We start from the raw sequence: 25,308 nt of genomic DNA, 5'->3' as shown, positions 1-25,308 counted from the left end.
GGCTTGCCCCTTTGTCATTATCGGGCTTGACCCGATAATCCCATACGCGCCCCCGCAATCCCCGCCATTTTTTTTGCGTTGCTTATTTTCAGAGATTTTATTTTTCTATATAATCAGTTTAATAGAATTTGAGGTGTGCTATGTCTAAAATACAGATGAAAAACGCAATTGCGGAGCTCGACGGCGACGAGATGACTCGCGTGCTTTGGGCTGTAATCAAAGAAAAACTTTTGGAACCTTTTGTTGATCTCAAGACCGAATATTACGACTTGGGCCTTAAAAACCGCGACGAAACAGACGACAAAGTAACTTACGATGCGGCAAATGCAATCAAACGGCTTCGTGTCGGCGTAAAATGCGCTACAATCACTTCCAACGCTGCCAGAATGGAAGAATACCATTTAAAGCGGCTCACTCCTTCTCCAAACGGAATTTTGCGCGGAGAGCTTGACGGAACAATTTTCCGCGCGCCTATTTTTGTAAAAAACATTCACTGCAACGTGTCAAGCTGGGAAAAGCCAATTGTCCTCGGCCGCCATGGCTATGGCGATGTCTACAAAAACTGCGAAATCAAGACTCCATGCGCAGGAAAAGCGGAGCTTGTATTTACCGGCGAAGATGGAAAAGAAATAAGAAAAACAATTCAGGTTATGAAAGGTCCTGGCGTTCTTCAGGGAATGCACAACCTTGATTCTTCAATCGAAAGCTTTGCCCGCTGCTGCTTTAACTATGCCCTCGATCAAAAAATCGACTGCTGGCTCGGAACAAAGGACACTATTTCTAAAATCTACGACGGCAACTTCAAGGCAATCTTCCAGAAAGTCTATGACGAAGAATTTAAAGAAAAGTTCGAGAAAGCTGGAATTGAATATTTTTACACTCTGATTGACGACGCTGTTGCGCGCGTAATGAAGTCAAAGGGCGGATTCTTGTGGGCATGCAAAAACTATGACGGCGACGTTATGAGCGACATGATTGCCTCTGCATGCGGAAGCCTTGCAATGATGACCTCAGTCCTTGTTTCTCCAAACGGCGAGTTTGAATACGAGGCAAGCCACGGAACTGTTCAAAGGCACTATTACCGCTATCTCAAAGGCGAAAAAACTTCTACAAACCCAGTTGCGACAATCTTTGCCTGGACAGGAGCGCTCAAAAAACGCGGCGAGCTCGACGGAACCCAGGATCTGGCAGACTTTGCAAAAAAACTCGAAAAAGCCACTCTCGACGTAATCGAAAGCGGAACAATGACTGGAGACCTGGCTCTTCTTGCAGAGCCAAAAGCAGAACGCATAGTAAACTCATGGGACTTTATAGACGAAATTGCAAAAAAACTTCAATAGCTTATTAGCTTCCTGAGCAACGCAACGGCTTACAGGTCTGCTTTCCGCATGCCCGTAAGCCGTTTTTTTATTGGACAATTCCGCCCCAGGGAATATCAAGCCTTTTGCAAAGCAGTTTATATTCTTTTTCTTCCTTAGGATTAGCGGCAGTTGCAAAAAAAGACATATCCTTAAAAGGCTCAGAAAGATACTCTGTTTTTTTAGAAGAACCTTCGCTTTCGACGCGGATTGCCTGCCTGGAAACCCCTTCCCTGCTGTCGATAACTTTTACATTGTTTCCGGCGGCAAGCTGCATTATATCTGCTATATGAGTAAAGTGAGTGCATCCAAGCACTATTACATCGCAGCCTTTTGAGGCAAAAAAATCAACCGCAGGCTTTACCGCATTTTTTTTCTGTTCAATAGAGGCCGTAAAAAAATCCTTTTCGATAAAACGCACAAGCTCCGGATCTCCACGGCAATAAACCTGGCAATTATCCGCAAAATCATCAATCAGCTTTTTGCTATAAGGAGAATTGACCGAAGCGTTTGTCGCTAAAAAGCCGATCTTTTTATTCAGTGTAAGCCTTGCCGCAAGTTTTATTGCCGGAACTGTTCCTACAATCGGCAATTTAGGAAAAAGAGAACGCAGCCTTTCTAGCGCAGTTACAGAAATCGTATTGCAGGCGATTATTAAAGCGCGCGGATTCCATTTTTTTACAATAAGAGAAATCGATTCCGACGCGCATTCAGCAATTTCTTCAACAGATTTTTCGCCGTAAGGAAAATGCTTTGTATCTCCGAGGTAAACACACCGGGCGGACGGCTGCTTTTGCTTTAATGCAAGCATATACGGAATTCCGCCTGTTCCAGAGTCTAAAAAAGCAAAATCGGCGCAACAAAAATCAGAATTCATTTTTAGTTTCCAAAAAGAGAGTTAAAGGCAGAACGCGCTTCCTGGGACTTTTGAGAAAAACTGCCGGCTCCTGCAAAACCGCCTTTATTTACAGAAAAATGCTCGCAAAAATTAGAACGCTCCTTGTCCGCAACAAGCTCTTCAACCGTTTCTTTGCAGCCAAAATGACTTTCCGGCGAATAAAAACGGCAGTTTATGCAACTGTGCAAATCCGCGCCGCAAACAGGGCAGACTGTATTTCTATAAATTTCTGAAATTTCAATTTGTTTTCCACATTTTCTGCACATAAATACAGTTTAAATATTTGATAAAAATCATTCAATCCCATACAATTGATTTATGTTTTTAAATAATCCATGCGCACATCCTGGCTGCAAGCGCAATTCAATTTCTTGCATCGACGAAAACGGAAACTTAATCGAAAATTCTCAGTTCTGCTACAGGCATACAAAAGAGCCTGAAAAAGCAAAAAACGACCTTCTCAAATACATTTCCAAAAACCAGAAAATTGTCGGCCTTAACTGTTCAGGAATAACGTTTTCAAAATCTGCGTTGAGTGGGCACCGCTTTTACGGCTGCGATTTTTCCCACTGTTTTTTTTCTGAACTGGACTGCGTAAAAATCCACTGCAGAATGTGCAAATTCGACTTTACAGTTTTTACGGATTGCAATCTGATTCAAAGCAACATGCAGTTCTGTTCTTTCGCCGGAACAAAACTCATTCACGTGCTTTTTACTGGCTCTGATTTAATCCAGGACAATTTTAACGGACTTTCAAGCTACCAGTCTTCTTTTGATGATTCTGATTTGTACAACAGCCGTTTTATACGCTCCCATTTGGTGGACACTTCCATAAGAAACTGCAACATTAAAAAAACAGTTTTTTTTGAAGTCCAGACAAACAACGTTTCATTCAAGCTTTCAAACACAAACGAGGCAATTTTTGACAAGCGAGGAAGCGCGCTTTTTACAGGTGATGCCGAGGAAAATCCTCTGACGAATACAGGAGCAAACTAAATGAAAATCTACTTTCACCTGAACATTGACAGCTTTTCAAACTGCTATGCTGTTGTAAACGAAAAGACCTCCGAAGCCGTAATCATCGATCCTGGAAAAATTACAAAGGAGATGATAAACCAGCTTGAGGACAACCATTACAGGCCTGTCGCAGTTTTGGTTACCCACAACCACGAAGACCAGCTGCGCGGGCTAAAAACCTTTTTAAAGATTTATGACGCAGACGTTTATGCCGCCGAATCCAATATTTTTGGAATCCAGACAAAGGTAATCCACGGCGAAGGAAGACTGAACCTTGCCGGCCTCGAAATTGAATATTTTCCTGTGCCTGGACATTCTCCAGACTCGATTGTCTACAAAATCGGAACTGTGCTTTTTTCTGGAGATGTAATAGGAGCCGGGACAATCGGAGAAACAAATTCAAATTACTCAAAGATGATTTTAAAGCGTGGAATTGAGCAGAAAATTCTCTCTCAGCCCGAGGACACGACGATTATGCCGGGGCACGGGCCTATAACGACAGTTGCCGCAGAACGCTCGTTCAATATTGACATCTAGCGGCTTAAAAGCCAAACGCGTCCGGCGGAAAGATTCCAGCGGCGTTTTACGTAATCTTCAAGCATTTGAGCCGAGCCGGAAAAACCTGCCGCCTTTGTTTCAATTATATAGTCAGCTTCTTCTTTTATAAAAGTCTGGGAATGAGAGCGGGATGCCATGTCTGTAAAATATTTTTCGCAAACAGAAACCGGACGCTGAAGCATATAAGCCATAAATTCGTTTTTTAGAAGATACTCGTCTTCGGTGTCATAATTAAGCGAAGGCGTAACCTTAAAATACTTTATAAGAAAATCAATCGCTTTTGGATCTGCCATTTGAAGCGAATAAAAAACGCTCGAAACTGCATTGCGGAAATCTTCGTCAACAAAAAATATTCCGTGCCAGCCTTCATGCGCGACAAAAGTTGTCCTCAAATAAAGAGGGCTTTCCTGGCTGATTGAAATTACAGCGCCTCGTCCTTCAGAAAAACTTCCGTCTTCGTTTTGAACGATAATTGAGTTTTTGAGGAGGATTTCGCGCAAAAGAAGCTCTTTTTTATTCAAAGGAAAATTTTCGGCTCTGGCTTTTTCAAAGAAGCACGCCAAATCGTAGGCCCTGTAGTCATGCGCATTGTAGCCGTGTTTGCCTTCAAGCTCCGCATCTGATAAAAGTTTTCCCTTAAAGCCCTGTTTTTCTACAAAAAAAGCAAGCCGGCGGAAAAAGTCGTTTTGAACAGAGTAATTTGCAGTATCAAAAAAAAGTATGCTTGAAAACCTGTCCCATTCAAAAAGCTCGTAATCGTTGCCGCGCCAGTTTTTTTGCGGCCACTGCATTATAAGCCCTGGATCAACTTTTATCGGATTAACAGGAGAAGAAACAAGGGCTGAAGAGTTTTCAAGAAGATTCCAGTCGCTGGGAACAGCCATAACGCTTTTTATCTGCTCTGCGTTTTCAGTTATTTCCAGTTCCGAAAAAGGAGATTTTAAGGCCGCCACAGGAACATCAATATATCCAGAACCGCCGTTGCGGACTGTAAAGCGCTCGCCTCCAGAAGTAAATTTTACGCTGTCTGCATCATGGCTAAATGAAAAGCAAATTTTTGGCATAAGGGCTTTTTCTGAATTTACCGGGGAAAAGCACATTGCGAGCGCAGAAAAATCAATCTTTTTAGCACCTTTTACAAGGTTTCCGCCATTCGGAGCAAAGGCATAGCGCTCACAATCCTGAGAATAATCAAAGCCGACGGACGCTTGCGCAACCTGCACCGAAACGACAGAATACTTTGCTTTTGAACTGGCCAAATCAACAAAAAAACCGGCAGGACATTCTTTTCCGCGCTCAAGAGAATAAACAATTTCTACGCACTGCCCTTCAAAATCATCAAAACTAAAATTTATAAGCGACCGTGAAGAAAGAGGAAAAACAACAGAAGTCTTTCCATTAAAATCAGTTTTATATAAAAAACCGAGGCTTGCAATATTTGGGCTTCCGTCTTTTTTGCGGGAAGTTTTTTCGACCTTAAGCTTTATACAGACTGCCGCGCAGCCCTGCATTCCGCGGAACAAATCAATCCGTTCCTGCTGGCTTTCTTCAAAAATATAAAAGTCGTTTTTGTGAGAAGTTTTTTTTATAACCGGACTTTCTTCTATTTCGGTTCCGTCAGGAATCTGCAAGTTAAAATCAGTTTTTTGAGAACACGAAGCGGCAAGAGCGCAGAATAAAGTCCAGAATATAATTTTTTTTATCATTACTTCATTACTTTTTCGCCACGTTCCATCGCGGCAAGGCCTGTTTTTACAAGCTCAAGAATTCCGTAAGGCTCAAGAAGGCGGATAAGGCTTTCGATTTTTTCTTCGCTTCCTGTTGCTTCTACAATTACAGAATTGAAAGAAACGTCTACAATATGCGCACGGAAAATCTGACAAGTCTCGATTATTACAGCGCGTTCAGTTCCGGTCGCCTTTACTTTTATCAACGCCATTTCGCGTTCGCAGGTTTCTTCTTTTTTGCAGTGGCTGATCGAAATCACTTCAACAAGCTTTGAAAGCTGTTTTTCAATCTGCTCAAGCACATACTCGTCGCCTGCAACGACAATTGTCATTCTTGACTGTTCCGGATTATGGGTTTCGCAAACCGTAAGAGACGCAATATTGAATCCGCGGCGGCTAAAAAGACCAGAGACACGGCTCAAAACGCCGGATTTATCTTCAACAAGAACTGAAAGAACAAATTTTTCCATATTATTACCTCTATTTTTTGTCAAACTGACCGTTTTTACTTAAATAAATTTGAATTTATTCATAATAAACGCCCAAAAGCCTTATGTCTTCCGCATTCGACTTTAAGACATTTATAAAATCGTCGATATATTTTACCGGATTTTTTACATCAGAAGGAATAACCACATCGCTGTAAAACCAGTATTTCCACGGTTTTCCTGCAATCGGGCGCGACTCAAGCCGGTTCATGCTCAATTTTGCATTTTTAAACACGCCCAAAGTATCGTAGAGAGCGCCGGCTTCATTTTTTGTCGAGAACATCAAAGTTGCGCGGTTTGGCTTTTGCTCTCCCAATAATTTAGGAGAATTTTTTGTATGATTTGCGGCGATTATTACAAAGCGGGTGTAATTATTCGGGTCGTTTTCGATTCCCTGGCGAAGAACTTTTAAGCCGTACAGCTTTGCATTGCGCGCATTTGCGATAGCCGCGCATGAAATGTCTTTTTTTTCGCTTACAAGCTCCGCTCCTGTCGCCGTAGAAACAGTATCCACCGTCTTATATCCATATTTTTTTATAAAATTAGAACATTGGGCAAGTCCCTGCGGATGACTGTAGACATGCCTGACTGATTCGAGGGTCGCGCCTTCCGGAGCTAAAAGGCTGTGCTCAACCCGGATTGTAACCGCACCGACAATCGAAATGTCTTCATAGCGCGTAAGGTTGTCATAATTGTTGTAAACAGAACCGGCAGTTGAGTTTTCTATAGGAATCATTCCGTACTGAACTTTGCCGTCAACTACTTCCTGAAAAATCTCGTCAAACGAATCAGCTTCGACAGGCTCAGCCAAATCTTCAAAATAATTAAAGATCGCCTGTTCTGCATAAGCGCCTTTTTTTCCGGAAAAAGCGCAGAGCACGCGTTTGGAAGCTTTATTTTGTTCACCATGCAATGACTGTGGCTCTGTTTTTTCTTCTGCGCGGATATGGGCAACTTGTTTTCCGATTACAGGAGCAAGGGCTTCTACATCGCGCATTATTTTTTCAAACTGCTCTGGATAAAGAGCCTGGGCCGCATCTGAGAGAGCCTGTTCTGGGTGGCAGTGAACTTCGACAATAATCCCGTCTGCGCCGGCAGCGACAGCGGCAAGAGCCATAGGAGGAATTTTATCGCGGACACCAACCGCATGGCTAGGATCGACAATCACAGGAAGATGTGTAAGGCTTCTTAATACTGGTATTGAGCTTAAATCCAAGGTGTTGCGCGTAGCAGTCTCGTAAGTGCGGATTCCTCGTTCGCACAAAATAACCTTGTCCGTTCCACTAGAAAGCAGATATTCGGCAGACATAAGCCATTCCTGGATTGTAGCGCAAAGACCGCGCTTTAAAATAACAGGTTTTCCAAGTTTTCCAAGCCTTTTTAAAAGCTCGAAATTCTGCATATTGCGCGCGCCAACTTGATAGACATCGACCCCGTTACTTTCCATAACTGGAATATACTCCGCATCGACAATTTCTGTAACAACTGGAAGCCCGTATTTTTCCCCGGCTTCTTTTAAGTATTTTAAGCCTTCTTCTCCAAGCCCCTGAAAAGCATAAGGCGAAGTCCGCGGTTTATAGGCTCCTCCGCGAAGCATAACGGCACCGCTTGCACTGACTGCCGCGGCCGCTTCAAGCATCTGCTCCCGGCTTTCGACAGCGCAAGGCCCTGCAATAGAAACAAGCCTGCTTCCGCCGATTCTTATAATCTGGCCGCGATTGTTTGGAATTTCTACGACTGTGTTTTCCGGCTTAAATTCACGGCTTGCAAGTTTGTACGGTTTTGAAATCGGCACAACTTTTGCAACACCCGGAAGCACTTCCACTTCACGAATATCCATGGCAAGCCGTCCAACCGCCGCAAGAATCGTAGATTCATCACCTTTAACCTCGTTAATCTTAAAATTTCTAGACTTTAAGAGAGCTTTTATATTCTTTTTTTCGTTTTCGCTGACATCATTTTTAAGAACAATTACCATAAAATCATATTACAGCAAAATAAAAAAATATAAAACAAGGCCTGTATAATTCTGTATTTTTTTTGAACAGGGCCTGCGACGATACGGAACATATTTTCTTCTATTTGACACTTTTTGTATTTTTATACATAATTTATGCATAAAAACTGGATGATTTTCGCAAAAACTGCCTTTTTTTGTGTAACAATATGCGAAGGACAATATTTTGAAAGAACGGACCTCAAGGCTCAAGGCCATAAAAAAATTTATAAAAAACAACAGAATTAAAAGCCAGGAAGAGCTTCTTGGACTTTTGACAAACGAAGGCTATGAGCTTACTCAGGCCACACTTTCCCGCGACCTAAAGCTTTTAAAAGTCGGCAAAGTGAGCGACGGCCACGCAGGCTATGTCTACACTCTTCCTGGAGAAGACGATCGCGGCGAAAACGAAGAGATTTTTGTTCAAGACTTTATGCGCGGTTATGTCAGCATTGAATGGAACGATTCCACAGTCGTAATAAAAACTTTCAGCGGACAGGCAAATTCCGTAGCAAACGCATTGGACAGCCTTAATTTGAACGAAATTTTGGGAACTGTAGCAGGCGACAACTGCATTTTTGCAAGCCTCAGAAAAAACGTAACAGGCGAGCATTTTATGAAAACCTTAAAAAAGCACATTCCAAATCTCGACGATTGACGGATAAATTTGTTTATAAATATTTGCCAATCGGGTATAATGTAGTTTATGCTTACATTGACAATCGAAAACAAAAAAATCCAGTGCCACTTTGGCACTCAGGGAACAGAGCTTCTTTCAAACTTTACAAAAACTTCATCGCCTATTATGGCGTTGCGCTTTAATAACGAAATTCTTCCGCTTTCCTGGAGAATGATCACAGACGGAACTCTGGAGCCGGTATATCTTAATTCTAAAGACGGTGTAGCAGTTTACAGGCGCACGCTCTGCTTTATTCTTGCCGCCGCTGTTCACAAAATTTTTCCAGAAAAAAGACTTTTAATCGGGCACAGCTTGGGTTCATCGTATTATTACACTTTTGACGATTCTCCGGTAGAAAAAAAGCAGGTTGAGCTTATAAAAAGCGAAATGCTTTCTATCGTTCAAAAAAACGAAACAATCCAGACTTTGATTGCTTCTTACGAAGCGGCCTGCGAACTTTTTGAAAAAAACGGATTAAAAGACACCCGCGCCCAGCTTGAATACCGGTGCGAGCCTCAGGTAATCGTAAACACGCTCGGCTCATTTTCTGATATTTTTCAAGGACCTTGTTCGCTTGCAACAGGACAAATAAAATTTTTTGATCTTTTGCCTTATGACGAGGGCTTTTTGCTGCAATTTCCGTCAGAAAAGGAGCCTGAAAAACTCGGCGAATTTTCCGACAACCCTAAGATTTTTGAAATCTATAAAAAATACAAAAACTGGGGAAAAACAGTAAACGTAAAGAATGCGGCTGATTTAAACCGGCTGATTCTAAAACGCAAGGTGAACGACTTTATCGACATTACAGAAACTTTCCAGTCTCAGAATTACGCAAAGGTTGCAGAACAAATCCATGAGCGCAAAAACGTAAAAGTTGTTTTAATAGCAGGGCCTTCATCTTCTGGAAAAACAACATCTGCAAAAAAACTCGCCCTTCATCTGCAGGCATTCGGCTATAATCCAAAAGTAATTTCGCTCGACAACTATTATGTAGGACGCGAAAAAAATCCAAAGGACGAAAATGGAAACTACGACTACGAATGTCTCGAAGCCCTCAATGTTGAACTTTTAAACCAAAATCTTAACGACCTTTTTGATGGAAAAGAAATAAAAGTTCCTTCTTACAATTTTGATTTGGGGCAGCCGTATTACACTGGAGAAACTATGCGCCTTGCTAAAAACGACATACTCATTATGGAAGGAATCCACGGGCTAAACGACAAGCTTACTCCAAAAGTAAAGAGTGAATTCAAGTTCAAAATCTACCTTTCTGCCCTTACCCAGCTGAATATCAACGACCACACGCGTATTTCTTCGAGCGACAACCGCCTTATCCGCCGCATAGTGCGCGACTCACGTTTTAGAGGCAAATCTGCCGCAGATACAATCGGAATGTGGCAAAGTGTCCAAAAAGGAGAGCTTCTGCATATTTTTCCGTTCCAGAACAATGCCGATGCAGTTTTGAATACCGCCCTGGATTACGAAATTCCTGTTTTGAAAGTCTACGCAAGTCCGCTTTTGCATGCAGTAAAACCGAATATGCCGGAATTTAGCGAGGCTCGCCGTCTGCTGCGTTTTTTGGATAACTTTGACCAGATTCCAGAAACATATATTCCAAAACAGTCGATTGTACGAGAGTTTATCGGAGGCTCAAGCTTCCATTACTAAAACGGTTAGCTTCTAAACTGCTTTGAATTGATGATGTCATCAAGCTCTTTTTCTTCTTTTCGTTTGTTTTCAAGCGCCCAGTCCCTTTGCCGTGCTTCCTTTAGCTTTTCCAGGGCCTTGACTTTGAGCATTGCGTCTTTCATTTTTCCGCGTTTTTGTTCGGTTTCAAGCTGCGCCTGGGCAAGTTCCTTTAGAAGCTGCTCTTTTCGCTGGGTTAAAAGCTTTAGATAGTTATTCAGGTTATGAAGCTCAAGGACATCTTTTATGCCTTTTGAGTTTTTTACGGTCTGAACGTTCTGTTCAGCAAGCAAATTGAGAGTGTTTTGAATTTTGGCTTCAGCGCTTACTGCCTTTCCGAGCTCCGCCTGAGCCTGTTTTTCTTCAAACTTGCGGAGATTCAGAATTTTTTGCATGTTAAAGACAAATTTCTGCATATTTTTTAAGTTGCCTTATTTTTTAGCCAGTCCGCTTAGCGCTTTTGACGCCTGTTCGAGCGAATTTGCAGTTTGAGCTGTCATGTTTTCGCTTGAAAGCTCATTAGAACTTGCAACATCGTCTATTTTGCGTTCCTGGACAAGCTGGGCTGTCGTTTTTTTGCCAAGTCCTGCATCTTCTGAATATTCGTCCTCAGGAATTTCAATTCCGGAAACTGCGCTCAAAATCTTAAGCGTATTTTCGATTGTGCAATGGTCTGTTTTTGACTGTGTCAGAAGCTCTTCAATTGCAGGATGACGCTCAATTGCCTCGTCTATTTCCGGACTGCTTCCTTTTACATAAACTCCGGCATTTATCATATCTTTGTTTTCTTCGTAGATTGAAATCAAGCGGCTCACTTTATTCGCAGCCTGCTGTGTCTGAGGTCCGGTAACATCGTCCCAAAGACGGCTTATAGAAGAAGTTATGTCGATTGCAGGAAAATGCCTTTCGCGGAAAAGTTTTTTGCTTAAAACAATATGTCCGTCCAAAGTTCCGCGAACCTTGTCGCTTACAGGCTCATTTAGATCGTCACCATCGACAAGCACTGTGTAAAATGCCGTAATTGAGCCTTTGTCGTTTGTACCGGTGCGCTCCAAAAGCTTCGGGAGCATGTCCCATACGCTTGCAGGATAACCGCTTTGCGTTGGAGGCTCTCCGTTTGCAGTTCCAATTTCGCGCTGGGCATGGCAAAAACGAGTAACGCTGTCCATCATAAGCATTACGTCTTTTCCCTGATTCCTAAAATACTCGGCAACTGCTGTAGTCGTGTATGCGGCGCGAAGACGGGCGATTGAGCTTTGGTCGCCTGTTGCAACAACTACGACAGAACGCTTCATTCCTTCCGGGCCTAAATCGTGCTCAATAAAGTCCATAACTTCGCGTCCACGCTCACCGATAAGTCCGATTACATTTACATCGGCATTGGTATTTCGCGCAATCATTGAAAGCAGTGTCGATTTTCCAACACCAGAGCCTGCAAAAATACCCAGCCGCTGACCTTTTCCGCATGTTAAAAGAGAATCAATTGCCCTTACGCCGGTTATAATTCGTCTGTTTATATCTTTTCTTGTATAAGGATCAGGAGCAGGCGCAATCGCAGGATAATATTCATCGTTTTGAAGAGGACCTTTTTTATCGTAAGGCCGTCCAAGAGCATCTATTATACGTCCAAGAAGTTTTTTTCCAACAGGAACCATCAGTTCTTTTCCGCTTGCAACGACTTCGCTTCCTGCCATTATGCCTTTTGTATCGCCATAAGCCATAAGGTTTACGGCATTTTCTTCCCGGTCAAAACCTACAACTTCTGCAACTAGCTCAGTTCCGTCTGTATTTTTTATTGTGCAAAGTTCACCGATTTTTGAATAAGGGCCGCGGCTTCGAATCATAAGCCCCTTTATCGCAGTAACTGTTCCTGTGTAGAGAATTGTTTCCGTATCAAGAACGGTTTTTAAGTATTTGTCAAAAAAGTGTTCCATTCTTTTTCCGAACCTATTAACTATTTTTGAGCGGCAGTTTGCGCAGAAGCAGAATTTTTCTGAATCGGCTTCATAGGTGAAATTTCCAGAATTTTATTTTCGAGCTCAGAAAGCTGGCTTGAAATTCTTGCGTCGATTGCTCCAAAATCAGTTTCAACGATGCAGCCGCCTTTTTCTACAGAACTGTCTTCTACGACAGTAATTCCTTTCACGCTTTCAACCTGTTCTGTAAAATCTTTTATGTGTTCGGTTGTAAGTTTTACGTCTTCGAGGTTTACGCGGATGGTAACATCTCCACGAGCCTTTACTTTTTTGAGGGCCGACAAAACATTCGCCATTACGACAGATTTTTGATTTTCAGACATTACCTTTACAACTTTTCGTGTCATTAAAAGCACAAGCTGAATTATCTGCTCTTCTGTTTCGTTTAGAATCTGCTCACGGCGGTTCATTACGGCTTCGAGAATTTTGTGGCTTCGGTCAATAAGCCGGCTTACTTCTTCTTTGCCAGAATCATAGCCGTCTTTTTTTCCTTCTTTTAAGCCTTCTTCATAGGAATTTCGCTTTATTTCGTCTTTTTCAATTTCTGATTTTGCCTGAATTTGATTGGCCTGCTCTTTTGCATCTGCAATTATTTTCTGAGCCTCATTTTCTGCCTGAGCCTTGATTGTCTGAGCTTCGTCCGTCTGCTTTTTCACTTCCTCAAAAGCAGCATTTTTTGCGCTTTCAATTATTGCATCGGCCTGAGCCTGAGCATCGTCAAGCATTTTCTGCTTTTCTGACTCCCATTGAACTTTAAAATCCTCAGCCTCACGCTTTAAATCATCTGCCGTAGGGCCTGTGTATTGAGGAACTTCTTCAACTTCAACTTCTTCAACAGGCTTTTCAAAAGTATGAACTAGTCCAAGCTTAAATTCGCCTTCTTTTGTCTTTATTTCGCCAGGCTGAAACAAGTTCTTATTCATGATTCTGTTCCTCTATAAAAATACTTTTTAGTTTTTTTTGAAATGCAATATTAAACAACCAGTTCGTCTTCTCCGGAACGTGCAATAACAATTTCGCCGGCATCCTCAAGACGGCGGATTGTAGAAACAATTTTTTGCTGAGCTTCTTCAACGTCCTTCAAGCGAACAGGTCCCATAAATTCCATATCTTCTTTTAACATGCTTGCGGCGCGTTTTGACATATTGCGGAAAATTTTGTCCTGAACTTCCGTGTCTACAGACTTCAAGGCCTTTGCAAGCTCCTGAGTATCGACTTCGCGCAGAACTTTTTGAATTGCACGGTCGTCGAGCATAACAATGTCTTCGAAAACGAACATTCGCTTTTTGATTTCTTCCGCAAGATCCGGATCGTCTTCTTCCAAAGATTCAATAATCTGCTTTTCAGAAGAACGATCAACAAGGTTAAGAATTTCAACAATAGATTCAACGCCGCCGGCCGCTGTATAGTCTTCGCTAGAAAGCGTAGAAAGTTTTTTCTCCAAAACGCGCTCAACTTCGCGCAAAACATCTGGAGAAGTACGGTCCATTGTTGCAAGACGGCGGGAAACTTCCGGCTGGATTTCTGCAGGAAGATTTTGCAAAATTATTGCCGCCTTATTGGGCTCAAGATAAGCAAGAATAAGGGCAATGGTCTGCGGATATTCAGTTTGAATAAAGTTTAAAAGGTGAGATGGATCTGTGCGGCGGATAAAGTCGAACGGACGCACCTGAAGGCTCGAAGTAAGACGGTTGATAATATCTATCGCCTTCTGAGAACCAAGAGATTTTTCAAGAAGCTCGCGGGCATAATCGATACCGCCAGTAGAAATAAAATTCTGCGCATCCATAAGGCTCTGAAATTCTTCAAGAACCTGATCCTTAAAATCGGCATCGACAGTTTCAAGCCTTGCAATTTCAAAAGTCAGTGTTTCTACCTCATCTTCGCGCAAGTGCTTCATAATTTCGGCAGAAACATCGCTCCCAAGAGAAACCAAAAATATTGCAGCCTTTTGCCGTCCAGTAAGGCTCTTATAATCTTTTGCGCCAGACTTTTTACCGCCAGATTTTACAGTTGCCGGTTTTGAAGCGGTCTTTGCTTTTTCATCAGCCATAAATTATTCCTCCAGCAGCCATGTACGAATAAGCATTGCAACGTCTTCCGGATGTTCTTTTGCCATTGCAATCGCATTTTCCTGAAGTTCAGCACGCTTACGCTCTTCTACAGACATTGTAACATCCTGAAGTCCATCTTGCTTTGCATCCCAAAGAGCCTTTTCGCGTTCCGCCTGCTGACGCCGCAAAATCTCTTCTTCCCGCAAACGGCGTCTTCTGTCCAGTTCACGGCTAATAAACCTGAAGATGATAAACGCCAGAAGAATTACGGTAATTCCTGCAAGAGAAAAAAGCACAGTCCGTCTTGTTTCTTCCTTGCGGAAATACGAATCTTCTTCAATTTCCCATTCCTTGTCTCTTGGAATCGGGAAACTCGTAATAGAAACCGAATCCCCACGTTTTTTTTGGTAATTGATTCCGCTCTGAACAATCTTCGTAACATCATCAATAACTTTCTGACTTACAGGATGATAAACCCTAAAAAAATGGCCTATGCTCAAGCGGCAGTTATCCAGTGGAATTTCATTTTGCTGACAGTAAGACTGCCATTCAGAAAGATTCTGGTCGTTTATTACAATCGGCTTTCTGTTTTTGTCGATGATAGTTTCCCAACGACCGTCAATGTTTGCAGAAGCGGAAATACGCTTAAGCTCATAATTCTGATCTGTATGACGCTCTTCTTTATTTACAACGTTGTTTTTTGTAATTCCCTCTTCGGTCGATTTTCCAATTACATTCGACATATCGGAATAAACCGGAGGATTCTGTCCTTCAACTCCAGCCGGACCTTCAGGATTATAGCCTGTTCCAGTCCATGTTTTTTTTATTTCTTGAGAAGAAAGAGTGATCGATTCTCTTTTTTCAGTCGTGTCATAAGGCTTGTCAGGATCCTGCTCCGTTATAATTACCGGCGTATAAATAGTCTGATCCTTTGAAACAAAGTTTAAATCTTTTTCAATTTTTACAACCAAATCGCGTACACGGTCAGCGCCGTTAAAGTTTTTTTGAAGACTTTCAAGCACACGTTTTCTGAGAGCCTCTTCTTCTTCGCTAATTATTTTATTTCCCTTGCGTATATTATCCAGACGGTCGCTCTCTGCAAGACTTTCAAAATCATTTAAAATATTTCCAAAATTATCAGAAAGAGTAAGATTTTCGGCAGTAAGGCCAACGACAGAACGCAAAATTAAATCCTGCAGACCTTTTAAGCGTTTTCTTTCTTCCGGCATTGTGCTGTTAGGCTTGAACGTAACAATAACAGAAGCAGTAACAGGTTTCTGGTCGGTCGAGAAAAGTTCTTTTTTTGGAAAAGTGAGATCTACAGTTGCATTTGCAATATCGTCAATTGCAAGAATATGCTGCTTCAACTGTTTTGTAAGCGAACGCTGAAGCTTTATGTTTCTGTCAAAATCAGTATCAGACCAGCTGCTTTTGTCAAAAAGATTAAAAGCATCGACTTCCTTAGGCACTAGACCTTCAGTAATCAAAATGCTCTTCATTTTTTCGGCAGTTTTTTTGTCATTTACAATGATAAGTCCGTCTTCGCGCACCCGAAAATCTACGTTTTCCTGATCAAGACGCATTGTGATATTTTCGCGGGCATCTTCATCTCGAATAACAGTTGTAAAAAGCGGCACTCCGGCAGGCGCGGAATTTACTCTGAACATAAGAGCAAGCGCAACGACAACAAGAAGCACAATGCCAATGAAAATTCCTTTCTGAACAGGTTTCCATTTAGCCCAAAGTTCTTTGATTTTAGCCGGCAGCTGTTTAAGCCATTCGATCATCTGTCCCCTCCCGTGACCGAATTTCAAGAATTTCTATAAAAAAAAGGAAAAACCTTAAAATCTCAGTTTTAAAGATTTTAAATATATTCTATAATAACATATATTTTTTACAAAGAAAAGACAGAAAAGATATTTTTTATGCGTTAGCGGGTTGTCTGAAGTTCGCTCCAGCCTGTAAGAAGCCTGTCAATTACTGTCTGGGCAAGATTCAGCGACATTTGAGCCTTTGCCATTGCGGTCGTAACATCGTGAATATCTACGGAATCAGGATCTGTAATAAGTTTTTGCTCAACACGGCTTACATCAAGCTGTTTTTCATTTACAGCATCTACCGCTTCAAGGATATAAGACTCAAAAGAGCGTTTATTTGTATTTTGAACTGAATTTTTTGCGCTGTTTGGCTGAAAAGAATTTATGTACGTCAAGTCAGAAACGTTTGAAATATTCATAACATTCATTTATTGACCTCCCATAAAAAAGTCAAGATTAAAACTCCAGTTTTAGGATTGACTTTTTAAGTTGCTTCGCAACGAAGTGAGAAACAACCGATGATAAGAGAGTTTGCAACGCAAACTTGTAAAGATAAAAACAGACGCTATTTTCGGCTGTTTTTATCTTAACTCCTCCCTTTTCCTCATAAAAATTTTAATCAAATTGCAAATGCTTGTCTACAGAATCATTTCGATAATCAGAAAAAATTAGCTTCTTCCAATTTCAAGCGCTGCAGAAAACATATCCTTTGCGCCTTGAATTACAGTTGAATTTGCCTCGTAAGCGCGGCTTGCTGAAATTAAGTTTACCATTTCGTTTACAATATTTACATTTGGATATTCAACATAGCCTTTATCCGGACCAGATTGAATTGCGTCCGGATTTGACGGATCATAAACCATGCGGCCTTTTGAAGTATCTTTTACAATTTCTTTTACGCGAACGCCTTTTCCAGGACCGTTATCCTGCTCAGCATTTACAAAAGGCATTCGCCATGTCGGATGAGCGGAAGCGATTGGTTCAACAATTACAGAAGATTTTTTAAATGCTCCGCCTTCAGGAGTGCGTGTCGTAGAAACATTTGCAATATTGTTCGAAATTACATCAGAGCGAAGACGTTCTACGCTCATTCCTGTCGTCGCAATATTGATCGAAGTAAACATTCCCATAAAAAATTCTCCCATAAAAAAGTCAATGAAAAAATTTCAATTTCCGATTTGACCTTTTAACGCAATTTCGCAGCAAAGTGAGAAATTGCAGTTGATAAGAAAGTTTGCAACGCAAACTTGTGAATAAAAATTTTGACGCTATTTTAGACAAAGTTTTTATTGCAATCCTTAACTCATTCCCATCTTATAAAAACAAGAAAAAAACTATTTTCTCATTGCAAGTTTTACCTGGCTGAATTCAAAATTCTGAAGCTGGGCTAAAAGTCTGTAGTTCATCTGCGTTTTCAAAACAACAGTCGCTTCATATTCCGCATCAACGTTATTTCCGTTGGCAGCCGCAGTTGTCGTCCAGTCTGTAACACGACGTGGTTCAACGGATTTCCAGTCATAAGGCTCTTCAAGGGCAAAATGCCTGCTGTCTGTTCTAGTCAATTCAAATCTATGAGATTTATCTGCTTCGCTTTCAAAAGCACGTTTTAATTCGCTTTCAAAATTAACAGTCTGTCTTTTGTAATTCGACACTTCTGAGTTTGCTATGTTATTTGCAGAAACCTGATACCGCAACGAATTAACATCCATTGCACGGTGTAAAAGTTCAACTGACCTTGTAAATGTATTCATATTAAATATATCGGCAGTTGAATTTTTTTGTTTATAAATTTTTACCGATTGTTAAAACGTTTTAAGAATTCTTGCATGCGGACATTTTTAGGATTGTTTATGAGTTCTTTTGGATCGCCGTATTCAACAACATGGCCTGCATCAAGAAAAAGAATTTTATCGCTTGTGTCGCGGGCAAATGCCATTTCGTGGGTTACGACAATCATTGTCATTTTTGACTTTGCAAGTCCGCGGATAATTTCAAGAATCTCTCCTGTGAGCTCAGGATCAAGGGCGCTTGTCGGCTCATCAAAAAGCAAAACCTTTGGCTTTAATGCAAGAGCGCGCGCAATGCTAACACGCTGCTGCTGACCACCGGAAAGTTCGCATGGATAATTATTCTCTTTTCCAGAAAGTCCCATGCGCCGGATAAGTTGAATTGCGTTTTCTTCGGCTTCTTCCTTAGAAACACCAAGAACCGTAACCTGAGGATCAATTATATTTTTTAAGACAGAATAATGCGAAAAAAGATTGAAATTCTGAAAAACAAAGCCGAGATTTAAGGCGATTTCTCTTTGAGTTTTTTTATCTGCATAAACGCCGTCTTTGACAAGCTGCCGGGAGCAAATTGTAATTGTTCCGCTGTCAATTTTTACAAGCTGGGCAATAGAACGAAGAAGAGTTGATTTTCCAGAGCCGGAAGGACCGATAATTCCAAGAACTTCGCCCTGCTCAACTTCAAAAGACACGTCTTTTAAAACCTGAACTCCGTCTCCAAAAAATTTATTTACGTTTTTTACAGAAATTATACTCATCTTTATATATCCGCCAGTTTTAAATTTTCAATCTAAAAAGATGCATTATTTATAATAATCAAGTTTTTTTTCAAGGTGAATAAAGACAGCCGTTACAACCCAGTTCATCAAAAAATAAAACACGCCGGCAATAAAAATCGGTGTCGTGCTAAAAAGCCTGCTTGAATGGGTTTGAGCTGTTCTTAAAAGCTCGACTACTCCGATTACGCTTACCAATGCGGTATCTTTTACGAGAGTAATTACTTCGTTTCCCATTGGAGGAACTATTCTCTTTACAACTTGAGGCAAAACAATCTTAAAAAAAGTCTGTGTCTTTGTATAGCCAAGAACTTTTGCAGCTTCATACTGGCCGACAGGAATCGACTGCAATCCTCCGCGATAAATTTCTGCAAAATAACAGGCATAGTTTACCGAAAGCGCAATAATTGCCGCTGTAAAGCGATCCCAGGAAAACTTAAAAAGATAGAAAGGCCCAAAATAAACGACAATCAACTGGAGCATCAATGGAGTGCCGCGGATTATAAGCAGAAAAGCATTCGCCAGCATAGAAAGCGGCTTAAATTTTGACATGCGCGCCATTGTAATCGGCAAAGCAAGAGGAATTGAAAAAAACAGCGTTAAAAAGAAAACTTCAAGCGAAACCAAACTCGATTGAAGCATTGTTAATATAAGTTTTGCCATATTTTTTATAAGCTTAAAAAACTGAATCTGCAAAAAAGCAAATTCAGTTTTTTTTTCTTACGAATTTTTATTCAACTTAAAATCAAGTTATTTTCCGATTACTGTAATATCAGAACCGAACCATTTTTCAGAAATTTTCGCAACAGTTCCGTCAGCAGCCATAGCCTCGAGAATTTTTTGAACTTCGTCCGTAAGTTTTACATCACCTTTGCGGAAAGCGATTCCATATTCTTCAGGAGCCAAGCCTTCAGAAAGAACTTCAAACGGTTTTCCAGAAGTCTTGATTGCGTAGTTTGCAACGATAAGATCCATTACAACACCATCAACTCCGCCAATCTCAAGATCATTTAAAGCCATGATATTGTCTTTGAACTCGATTATTGATTTTACAGAACGCTTAAAATCAGGAGAAGCTTCAACTGCATCTGAGGCAGATGAACCTGCCTGAATACCGACTTTTTTTCCTGCCATGTCGGAAAGTTTTTTAATTCCTGAATTCTTTTTTACAACCAGAACCTGCGCGTTTTTAAGATAAGGCTTAGAAAATGAAAGAGCTGCTTTGCGTTCCTCGGTAATTGTAAGGCCGTTCCAAATACAGTCGATGTTTCCAGTAGCAAGCTCCTGTTCTTTTGAATCCCAGTTAATCGGCTGAGCGCGGAATTTTACGCCAAGACGAGAAGCAACTTCTTTTGCAAGGTCAATGTCAAATCCAACGATTTCGTTTGAAGAATCACGGAATCCCAATGGAGGGAATGAATCGTCAAGACCGAGAATAAATTCTCCACGGCTTTTGAGCGCTTCAAGAGAATTGTCTCCAGCTTCTTTTTTAGAACAGCCTGCAAAAACAGTAAGTGCGGCAAAAGCACATACAAACAAAGTAATTTTTTTCATTTTTTACTCCTATTAAAAATAAAAACAATTGTTTCTATAAATAAGCTAGATTTTTCCTTCGCAAAATGCAAAAAGAGATGCAATCTGCTTTTCTGTTTGCTCAGGACTTGGCGCGCCAGTTGTTTTTCTTGCACGCATGCACGCTTGCGGCGTAATTTTTGCAAACAAGTCTTCTTCAAAAAGCGGGCTGATTGACTTGATTTCTGAAAGCGTCAGCTCTTCGATTGCTTTTCTTCCAGTATCAATTGCAAGGCGGACACACTGTGCAGCGACTCCGTGTGCAGTTCTAAAAGGCATCCCCTTGCATACCAGATAATCAGCGACATCTGTCGCATTTGCAAAACCGCCTTCACAACTTGCAGCCATCTTTTCCTTGTTCCAGCGTGCACTTGCAATCATCGCCTCAAAAACAATGATGTTTCCTTGAACACAATCAAGAGCATCAAAAAGAGGAGCTTTGTCTTCCTGCATGTCGCGGTCATAACTCATAGGAAGAGCTTTCATCATCGTAAGAAGGTTTATAAGGTCGCCGTAAACCCTTCCTGTCCGTCCGCGGATCAGTTCTGCAAAGTCAGGATTTTTTTTCTGCGGCATAATTGAAGAACCAGTAGACCATTTTTCACTCAATTCAACAAAACCGAATTCTGTCGTAGACCAATAGACTATTTCTTCGCACATGCGGCTCAAATGCATCTGAATAAGCGAAAAATCAGAAGTAAATTCGATACAGTAATCACGGTCGGCAACACTGTCCAAAGAATTCTGTGTTACTCCATCAAAATTCAAAAGTTCCGCCACATATTCACGGTTCAAAGGAAGGTCAGAACCTGCAAGAGCGCCGCTTCCCAAAGGGGAAAGCGCGATTCTTTTCAGGCTGTCTGAAAGCCTTTCATAATCACGCACGAGCATCCACGCCCAAGAACACAAATGCTGCGCCAAAGTTCCGGGCTGAGCGTGCTGCATATGTGTGTAGCCGGTCAAAAGAGAATCTTTATGTTTAGAAGCAATATCTGCAAGAGTTTTTATTAAAGAAACGAGCTGTTTTTGAAGCTCAGGAATTACGCGTCTAAGGTAAAGTCTTTCATCAAGGGCAATCTGGTCGTTGCGGCTTCGTCCAGTATGAAGTTTTCTCCCGCTTTCGCCAATTCTGTCCGTCAAAGTAGCTTCGATAAATGAATGAATGTCTTCGGCAGAATAATCAATTGAAAGTCTTCCAGATTTTAAGTCCTTTTCAATTGAATCCAGCCCTTTTTGAATTTCTTCATTTTCCTTTTCAGAAATAATCTTCTGTTTAGAAAGCATCGAGGCATGCGCTTTTGAACCGCGAATATCATCCAATGCCATGCGTTCATCCACGCGAATTGAAGTTTCAAACTCAACTGCCGCGGCATCCGGTCCTTCTGCAAAACGTCCGTGCCACAATGCAGCATGATTGTCTTTTGTAATTGTTCCGTGCGCTTTATTTTCCGCCATTTTTAGTTTCCCCAGCACATCATCTGTTCATCAATTGGTTTTCCAGGAATTGCCATTGGAAAAATCATCTCGTCAATATCGACAATCGTGTCGACAATGTACGGTTTTTTTTCGGCAAATGCAGTCTTAAAGACTTTTTCAAATTCATCATTATTGTTTGCCTTTACATAACCTACACCGTAAGCATCTGCAAGTTTTTTCCAGTCGGGACCAAAATCAAGCGTCGTGTGGCTGTATCGTTTTTCGTAAAAAAGTTTTTGCCATACGCGGACATTCCCGAGCGTGCCGTTATTTACAAGGACAATTACGATTGGAAGATTATAGCGTGCAATTGTACAAAGCTCATTGCAATTCATTCTAAAAGAACCGTCACCTGCAATATGAACTACACGTCCACAAGGATTTGCTACCTGCGCACCAATCGCAGCGCCAGTGCCGTACCCCATAGTTCCAAGACCGCCGGATGTAAGGAAAGTACGAGGCTTTTCAAACGGATAGAACTGGGCTGTCCACATCTGATGCTCGCCGACTTCAGTAGTAATAAAAGCATCGTCGCCTGCATATTTGTGAACAGTTTCGAGCATAAATTTTGGATTTACAGAGTTTGGCTTTACAATTGAATAGCTTGTAGGAATTTCTTTTTTCCATGCGTCAATTTTTTCAAGCCAAGCTGAATGTGATTTTTTTTCGATTAAAGGCAAAAGACGTGACAAAATTGACTTTAAGTCGCCTACAAGTTCACCGCCAGCGTGAATGTTTTTATTGATTTCCGCAGGATCAATGTCAATATGAAATACAGTCGCATGTTCAGCAAATTTTTTTGGATCGCCGATTACGCGGTCAGAAAAACGAGAACCAAGCGCCAAAACAAGATCGCTTTCTGTAACAGCCATATTGCTAGCGCGAGTTCCGTGCATTCCTACCATCCACGTACACAGAGGATGATCTGAAGGAAAAACATCGCGTCCCATAAGGCTTTCAGAAACAGGAATTGAAGCTTTCTCTGCAAATTCCAAAAGTTCTTTTTCTGCGCCAGAAATCTTAATTCCGCCACCAGCGTAGATAACCGGCCGTTCTGATTTATTTATGATTTCTGCGGCCGCTTTTATTTCTTCGTCGGAAGGAACATTTACTCTCATAACCCGCTTGAAATTCGGATTTTCTTTTGCTAAAGCAGCAGAACCGTCATCGCCTTTTTTGAGCGGTTCAAACTCACACATTGCGGCTGTAATGTCTTTTGGAATATCAATCAAAACAGGACCAGGTCTTCCAGATTTTGCAATTATAAAAGCCTGACGGAAAATATATGCAAGGTCTTCAACCCGTCTTACCATAAAATTGTGTTTTGTAATTGGCAGAGTTACGCCAGTAATATCAATTTCCTGAAAAGTGTCTTTTCCAAGCAAAGGAGTTCCAACGTTACAGGTAATAGCAACCATCGGAACAGAATCCATGTAAGCAGTTGCAATTCCAGTCACAAGATTTGTAGCTCCAGGACCGCTTGTTGCCATGCAAACTCCAACACGTCCAGTAGAACGTGCATAACCATCGGCAGCATGGGCAGCAGCCTGTTCATGAGCCGTCAAAATATGAGTAATGCGGTCAGAATTTTTGTAAAGAGCATCATAAATATTTAAGATATTTCCACCAGGATAACCAAAAACAGTGTCTACACCCTGTTCAATCAAACACTCAATAACAATTTGAGAACCATTAATTTTCATTTTGCTTCCTAAGACCAATTATTATAATTTTTTATTTTAATGATTTTGAGAACCTTGCACAACATCAACATAATCCGCAATTTGTGAACACTCTACCCCCAAACCTGCAATTTTCGTATAATACTCGGACAATGCGTATTCTTCTTTATTCAACTTCTTCAAATATTTTTGAACCAAAAACAGCCGTAGTAAAAAACTTTCCATCTTCCGCACAGCAACTGGAACTGCTTGCAAAATCTTTTCCAGAACACAGTTTTATCGTTGCAACACAGCTTCCAGGAATGTTTCTTTTAGATATAAGCGGCAGCGAAAATTTTCAAAAAGCAAACAACGTCCAATACGAAATCATAAAGAGCGACGATGAGGCAGAAATTGCAGATTTTTTATACTCTCTAAACCCCGAAATTGCAATCGCAGCTACATTTTTTGTAACACCATTCGACTGGCTCACTGCAAAAGATGCTCTTGTCGCAGATTTTTTAAGGCAAAAAGGAATAAAAACAGTCTGCCATAGCGTAAAAACCGCGCTCACCTGCTTTGATAAATGGCAGACTCACCAGAAGCTCCTTCAGTTAAAAATCAATACGCCAAAAGCCTTGTACATAAATCATGCGCTTTTTATAAATGCAGGAAATCGTAAAACCGTAAAAAGCAACGTTTACAAAACGGCACTTCTCTCAGAAATCAAAAAGCTCAACTTTCCGGTCGTAATAAAAGATACAACTGGTTTAAGCAGTTACGGAATGGACGTTTTAGAGAATTTTTCACAGGTTCACGACTGGTTAAAGTCAAAAAAATTTACTTCTGACAGAATAATCGAAGAATTTATAAAAGGAGATCAGTTTGGCACGGAAATTGAATCAATTCTTTCAAAATCCATTCAGCCTAAAAAAAACGGCGGCTGTTTTTTACACAAAATTTTGCCGCCAATGATTTTCAGCGTAAACAAGTATGGAATCACATCTCCAAAACAAAGCGTAAAACTCGGACCTGTAACAAATTCTGAATACAAAATAGAAGATTTAAACAAAATTCTAAAAAAAATTGCAGCCTCGCTTGATTTTGAAGGAATCACCCAGGTTGACCTTGTTTTCTCTCAAAAAAAATGGTTTGTAATTGAAATAAATCCAAGGCTTTCCGGAATGACCGCAAGCTATGCGGCGATGCAAAATATGACAATTTTTGAACGGATTCTAAAAACCGCAGGAATTCGAAACAAAGACGAGCAAAAAGAAAATTTTGTCCTGAACATAAAATTTCCGCTTTTAACAGAAGAAGAAATGAAAGAACTTTCTAAAAAAAACTTTGTAAAAAAAGTTTACCAAACAGAAAATCTTGCGGCAAAGCAGGAACGCGAAAAAGGCTATTGCGAAGTAATTTTAACTTCTCCAGCAAAAGAAAATTTAAGCCAGGACATAAAAAAACTTTCCGAAGTTCTGCCTCAAAAAACAGAAAAAGTCTTTTTTGAAACCGCCCTTGAACTTGCTAAAAAAATTTAGGCATTTTCAGATTTTTCTTTATAAGAAGCAGCTTCTTCAGATTCTATTTTTTTTGCAGTTTCGTTCCATTCGTCCTTGTCCATAAACTCGGCGTGAATTTTTCCGTCTTTTTCGCCTACAAAAGTTATTCCGTATTTATCGTAATTTTGAATCAGCCAGTCATCGTAGCCAGTCCAATTATCAAAATCCAAAGCCTGTGTCATATTTTTATTATAAAGAAAATAAAGCTAAAAATCAAAAA

Annotated in this window: 25 protein-coding genes; 6 read left to right on the top strand and 19 right to left on the bottom strand. The window is 40.9% G+C overall.

The window, feature by feature from the left end; translation table 11 throughout:
* Positions 1–140: 140 nt before the first annotated feature.
* Complete coding sequence (locus B4N75_RS08955; RefSeq protein ID WP_296668939.1) at positions 141–1,340, top strand: NADP-dependent isocitrate dehydrogenase; 1,200 nt, start codon at positions 141–143, stop codon at positions 1,338–1,340.
* Positions 1,341–1,407: 67 nt separating this feature from the next.
* Here the strand turns inward: B4N75_RS08955 and murI are convergent, their stop codons facing one another.
* Entirely contained in the window at positions 1,408–2,235 is an 828-nt protein-coding gene (murI, locus tag B4N75_RS08950; protein WP_296668937.1) for a glutamate racemase, read from the bottom strand.
* Positions 2,236–2,237: 2 nt separating this feature from the next.
* Positions 2,238–2,522, bottom strand: a complete 285-nt coding sequence (locus B4N75_RS08945; RefSeq protein ID WP_296668935.1) for a hypothetical protein — start codon at positions 2,520–2,522, stop codon at positions 2,238–2,240.
* A 52-nt stretch (positions 2,523–2,574) separates the two neighbouring features.
* Here B4N75_RS08945 and B4N75_RS08940 point away from each other — a divergent pair, with 52 nt between their 5' ends.
* Positions 2,575–3,252: a pentapeptide repeat-containing protein gene (locus B4N75_RS08940; protein ID WP_296668933.1), complete on the top strand. Its 678-nt coding sequence runs from the start codon at positions 2,575–2,577 to the stop codon at positions 3,250–3,252.
* Positions 3,253–3,810, top strand: a complete 558-nt coding sequence (locus B4N75_RS08935; RefSeq protein WP_296668931.1) for an MBL fold metallo-hydrolase — start codon at positions 3,253–3,255, stop codon at positions 3,808–3,810.
* Here B4N75_RS08935 and B4N75_RS08930 read toward each other — a convergent pair.
* Genes B4N75_RS08930 through aroF form a run of 3 tightly spaced genes read right to left on the bottom strand, consistent with a single transcriptional unit; the run spans position 3,807 to position 8,024 of the window.
* Complete coding sequence (locus tag B4N75_RS08930) at positions 3,807–5,537, bottom strand: hypothetical protein (RefSeq protein WP_296707185.1); 1,731 nt, start codon at positions 5,535–5,537, stop codon at positions 3,807–3,809. The genes B4N75_RS08935 and B4N75_RS08930 overlap by 4 nt on opposite strands.
* A complete protein-coding gene (gene ilvN / locus B4N75_RS08925) occupies positions 5,537–6,028 on the bottom strand; it encodes an acetolactate synthase small subunit (RefSeq protein WP_288517301.1) in 492 nt (163 codons plus the stop codon). The genes B4N75_RS08930 and ilvN overlap by 1 nt, the downstream gene beginning before the upstream one ends.
* 55 nt (positions 6,029–6,083) lie before the next feature.
* Positions 6,084–8,024 carry a 3-deoxy-7-phosphoheptulonate synthase gene (gene aroF / locus B4N75_RS08920; protein WP_296668925.1) on the bottom strand — a complete coding sequence of 647 codons (1,941 nt, stop codon included), beginning with the start codon at positions 8,022–8,024 and terminating at the stop codon, positions 6,084–6,086.
* Positions 8,025–8,229: 205 nt separating this feature from the next.
* Here aroF and B4N75_RS08915 point away from each other — a divergent pair, with 205 nt between their 5' ends.
* Together B4N75_RS08915 and B4N75_RS08910 are read left to right on the top strand one after the other, a co-directional pair.
* Positions 8,230–8,700, top strand: a complete 471-nt coding sequence (locus B4N75_RS08915; protein WP_296668923.1) for an arginine repressor — start codon at positions 8,230–8,232, stop codon at positions 8,698–8,700.
* Positions 8,701–8,748: 48 nt separating this feature from the next.
* Complete coding sequence (locus tag B4N75_RS08910) at positions 8,749–10,389, top strand: nucleoside kinase (protein WP_296668921.1); 1,641 nt, start codon at positions 8,749–8,751, stop codon at positions 10,387–10,389.
* A gap of 5 nt (positions 10,390–10,394) precedes the next feature.
* On the opposite strand, the gene fliJ is transcribed toward B4N75_RS08910, so the two are convergent.
* The 13 genes from fliJ to ilvB all read right to left on the bottom strand — a co-directional run bounded on the left by fliJ (position 10,395) and on the right by ilvB (position 23,568).
* Positions 10,395–10,802, bottom strand: coding sequence for a flagellar export protein FliJ (fliJ, locus tag B4N75_RS08905; protein ID WP_296707183.1), 408 nt, complete (start codon positions 10,800–10,802; stop codon positions 10,395–10,397).
* 36 nt (positions 10,803–10,838) lie between these two features.
* Positions 10,839–12,341: a FliI/YscN family ATPase gene (locus tag B4N75_RS08900; protein WP_296707182.1), complete on the bottom strand. Its 1,503-nt coding sequence runs from the start codon at positions 12,339–12,341 to the stop codon at positions 10,839–10,841.
* A gap of 20 nt (positions 12,342–12,361) precedes the next feature.
* Positions 12,362–13,306 carry a flagellar assembly protein FliH gene (fliH, locus tag B4N75_RS08895; protein ID WP_296022859.1) on the bottom strand — a complete coding sequence of 315 codons (945 nt, stop codon included), beginning with the start codon at positions 13,304–13,306 and terminating at the stop codon, positions 12,362–12,364.
* A gap of 50 nt (positions 13,307–13,356) precedes the next feature.
* The gene (fliG, locus tag B4N75_RS08890) at positions 13,357–14,436 is read right to left on the bottom strand and encodes a flagellar motor switch protein FliG (protein WP_078929917.1); all 1,080 of its coding nucleotides are present in this window, start codon (positions 14,434–14,436) and stop codon (positions 13,357–13,359) included.
* A 3-nt stretch (positions 14,437–14,439) separates the two neighbouring features.
* Positions 14,440–16,224: a flagellar basal-body MS-ring/collar protein FliF gene (gene fliF / locus B4N75_RS08885; RefSeq protein ID WP_296022856.1), complete on the bottom strand. Its 1,785-nt coding sequence runs from the start codon at positions 16,222–16,224 to the stop codon at positions 14,440–14,442.
* Between the two features lie 143 nt (positions 16,225–16,367).
* A complete protein-coding gene (gene fliE, locus B4N75_RS08880; RefSeq protein WP_296022853.1) occupies positions 16,368–16,682 on the bottom strand; it encodes a flagellar hook-basal body complex protein FliE in 315 nt (104 codons plus the stop codon).
* Positions 16,683–16,922: 240 nt separating this feature from the next.
* Positions 16,923–17,384 (bottom strand): flagellar basal body rod protein FlgC, encoded by a 462-nt coding sequence (flgC, locus tag B4N75_RS08875; protein ID WP_296668913.1) that lies wholly within the window; start codon positions 17,382–17,384, stop codon positions 16,923–16,925.
* Between the two features lie 204 nt (positions 17,385–17,588).
* Entirely contained in the window at positions 17,589–18,005 is a 417-nt protein-coding gene (gene flgB, locus B4N75_RS08870) for a flagellar basal body rod protein FlgB (RefSeq protein ID WP_296022847.1), read from the bottom strand.
* A 41-nt stretch (positions 18,006–18,046) separates the two neighbouring features.
* A complete protein-coding gene (locus tag B4N75_RS08865) occupies positions 18,047–18,799 on the bottom strand; it encodes an amino acid ABC transporter ATP-binding protein (RefSeq protein ID WP_296022845.1) in 753 nt (250 codons plus the stop codon).
* 45 nt (positions 18,800–18,844) lie between these two features.
* The gene (locus B4N75_RS08860) at positions 18,845–19,480 is read right to left on the bottom strand and encodes an amino acid ABC transporter permease (protein WP_296668910.1); all 636 of its coding nucleotides are present in this window, start codon (positions 19,478–19,480) and stop codon (positions 18,845–18,847) included.
* Positions 19,481–19,567: 87 nt separating this feature from the next.
* Positions 19,568–20,371 (bottom strand): amino acid ABC transporter substrate-binding protein, encoded by an 804-nt coding sequence (locus tag B4N75_RS08855; RefSeq protein ID WP_296707179.1) that lies wholly within the window; start codon positions 20,369–20,371, stop codon positions 19,568–19,570.
* 45 nt (positions 20,372–20,416) lie between these two features.
* The gene (gene argH / locus B4N75_RS08850; protein WP_296668906.1) at positions 20,417–21,844 is read right to left on the bottom strand and encodes an argininosuccinate lyase; all 1,428 of its coding nucleotides are present in this window, start codon (positions 21,842–21,844) and stop codon (positions 20,417–20,419) included.
* Positions 21,845–21,846: 2 nt separating this feature from the next.
* Positions 21,847–23,568: a biosynthetic-type acetolactate synthase large subunit gene (ilvB, locus tag B4N75_RS08845; RefSeq protein ID WP_296668903.1), complete on the bottom strand. Its 1,722-nt coding sequence runs from the start codon at positions 23,566–23,568 to the stop codon at positions 21,847–21,849.
* 131 nt (positions 23,569–23,699) lie between these two features.
* On the opposite strand from ilvB, the gene B4N75_RS08840 reads away from it, so the two are divergent.
* Complete coding sequence (locus B4N75_RS08840; RefSeq protein ID WP_296668901.1) at positions 23,700–25,067, top strand: ATP-grasp domain-containing protein; 1,368 nt, start codon at positions 23,700–23,702, stop codon at positions 25,065–25,067.
* On the opposite strand, the gene B4N75_RS08835 is transcribed toward B4N75_RS08840, so the two are convergent.
* The gene (locus tag B4N75_RS08835) at positions 25,064–25,270 is read right to left on the bottom strand and encodes a hypothetical protein (RefSeq protein WP_296707177.1); all 207 of its coding nucleotides are present in this window, start codon (positions 25,268–25,270) and stop codon (positions 25,064–25,066) included. The genes B4N75_RS08840 and B4N75_RS08835 overlap by 4 nt on opposite strands.
* Between the last annotated feature and the right edge of the window lie 38 nt (positions 25,271–25,308).

Origin of the sequence: Treponema sp. UBA7570, from assembly GCA_002477955.1 — a bacterium.
Lineage (GTDB): Bacteria > Spirochaetota > Spirochaetia > Treponematales > Treponemataceae > Treponema_D.
This window is presented reverse-complemented; position numbering and strand designations above follow the sequence as displayed.

Excerpts from the sequence above, each read along its gene's own strand:
- B4N75_RS08835 (WP_296707177.1), bottom strand. The coding sequence starts at position 25,270 with ATGACACAGGCTTTGGATTTTGATAATTGGACTGGCTACGATGACTGG.
- B4N75_RS08840 (WP_296668901.1), top strand. The coding sequence starts at position 23,700 with ATGCGTATTCTTCTTTATTCAACTTCTTCAAATATTTTTGAACCAAAA.
- B4N75_RS08865 (WP_296022845.1), bottom strand. The coding sequence starts at position 18,799 with ATGAGTATAATTTCTGTAAAAAACGTAAATAAATTTTTTGGAGACGGA.
- B4N75_RS08935 (WP_296668931.1), top strand. The coding sequence starts at position 3,253 with ATGAAAATCTACTTTCACCTGAACATTGACAGCTTTTCAAACTGCTAT.
- B4N75_RS08900 (WP_296707182.1), bottom strand. The coding sequence starts at position 12,341 with ATGGAACACTTTTTTGACAAATACTTAAAAACCGTTCTTGATACGGAA.
- B4N75_RS08945 (WP_296668935.1), bottom strand. The coding sequence starts at position 2,522 with ATGTGCAGAAAATGTGGAAAACAAATTGAAATTTCAGAAATTTATAGA.
- murI (WP_296668937.1), bottom strand. The coding sequence starts at position 2,235 with ATGAATTCTGATTTTTGTTGCGCCGATTTTGCTTTTTTAGACTCTGGA.
- B4N75_RS08860 (WP_296668910.1), bottom strand. The coding sequence starts at position 19,480 with ATGGCAAAACTTATATTAACAATGCTTCAATCGAGTTTGGTTTCGCTT.
- B4N75_RS08955 (WP_296668939.1), top strand. The coding sequence starts at position 141 with ATGTCTAAAATACAGATGAAAAACGCAATTGCGGAGCTCGACGGCGAC.
- B4N75_RS08910 (WP_296668921.1), top strand. The coding sequence starts at position 8,749 with ATGCTTACATTGACAATCGAAAACAAAAAAATCCAGTGCCACTTTGGC.
- aroF (WP_296668925.1), bottom strand. The coding sequence starts at position 8,024 with ATGGTAATTGTTCTTAAAAATGATGTCAGCGAAAACGAAAAAAAGAAT.
- argH (WP_296668906.1), bottom strand. The coding sequence starts at position 21,844 with ATGGCGGAAAATAAAGCGCACGGAACAATTACAAAAGACAATCATGCT.
- ilvB (WP_296668903.1), bottom strand. The coding sequence starts at position 23,568 with ATGAAAATTAATGGTTCTCAAATTGTTATTGAGTGTTTGATTGAACAG.
- fliF (WP_296022856.1), bottom strand. The coding sequence starts at position 16,224 with ATGATCGAATGGCTTAAACAGCTGCCGGCTAAAATCAAAGAACTTTGG.
- ilvN (WP_288517301.1), bottom strand. The coding sequence starts at position 6,028 with ATGGAAAAATTTGTTCTTTCAGTTCTTGTTGAAGATAAATCCGGCGTT.
- fliH (WP_296022859.1), bottom strand. The coding sequence starts at position 13,306 with ATGAATAAGAACTTGTTTCAGCCTGGCGAAATAAAGACAAAAGAAGGC.
- flgB (WP_296022847.1), bottom strand. The coding sequence starts at position 18,005 with ATGAATACATTTACAAGGTCAGTTGAACTTTTACACCGTGCAATGGAT.
- fliJ (WP_296707183.1), bottom strand. The coding sequence starts at position 10,802 with ATGCAAAAAATTCTGAATCTCCGCAAGTTTGAAGAAAAACAGGCTCAG.
- B4N75_RS08930 (WP_296707185.1), bottom strand. The coding sequence starts at position 5,537 with ATGATAAAAAAAATTATATTCTGGACTTTATTCTGCGCTCTTGCCGCT.
- B4N75_RS08855 (WP_296707179.1), bottom strand. The coding sequence starts at position 20,371 with ATGAAAAAAATTACTTTGTTTGTATGTGCTTTTGCCGCACTTACTGTT.
- fliE (WP_296022853.1), bottom strand. The coding sequence starts at position 16,682 with ATGAATGTTATGAATATTTCAAACGTTTCTGACTTGACGTACATAAAT.
- B4N75_RS08940 (WP_296668933.1), top strand. The coding sequence starts at position 2,575 with ATGTTTTTAAATAATCCATGCGCACATCCTGGCTGCAAGCGCAATTCA.
- flgC (WP_296668913.1), bottom strand. The coding sequence starts at position 17,384 with ATGGGAATGTTTACTTCGATCAATATTGCGACGACAGGAATGAGCGTA.
- fliG (WP_078929917.1), bottom strand. The coding sequence starts at position 14,436 with ATGGCTGATGAAAAAGCAAAGACCGCTTCAAAACCGGCAACTGTAAAA.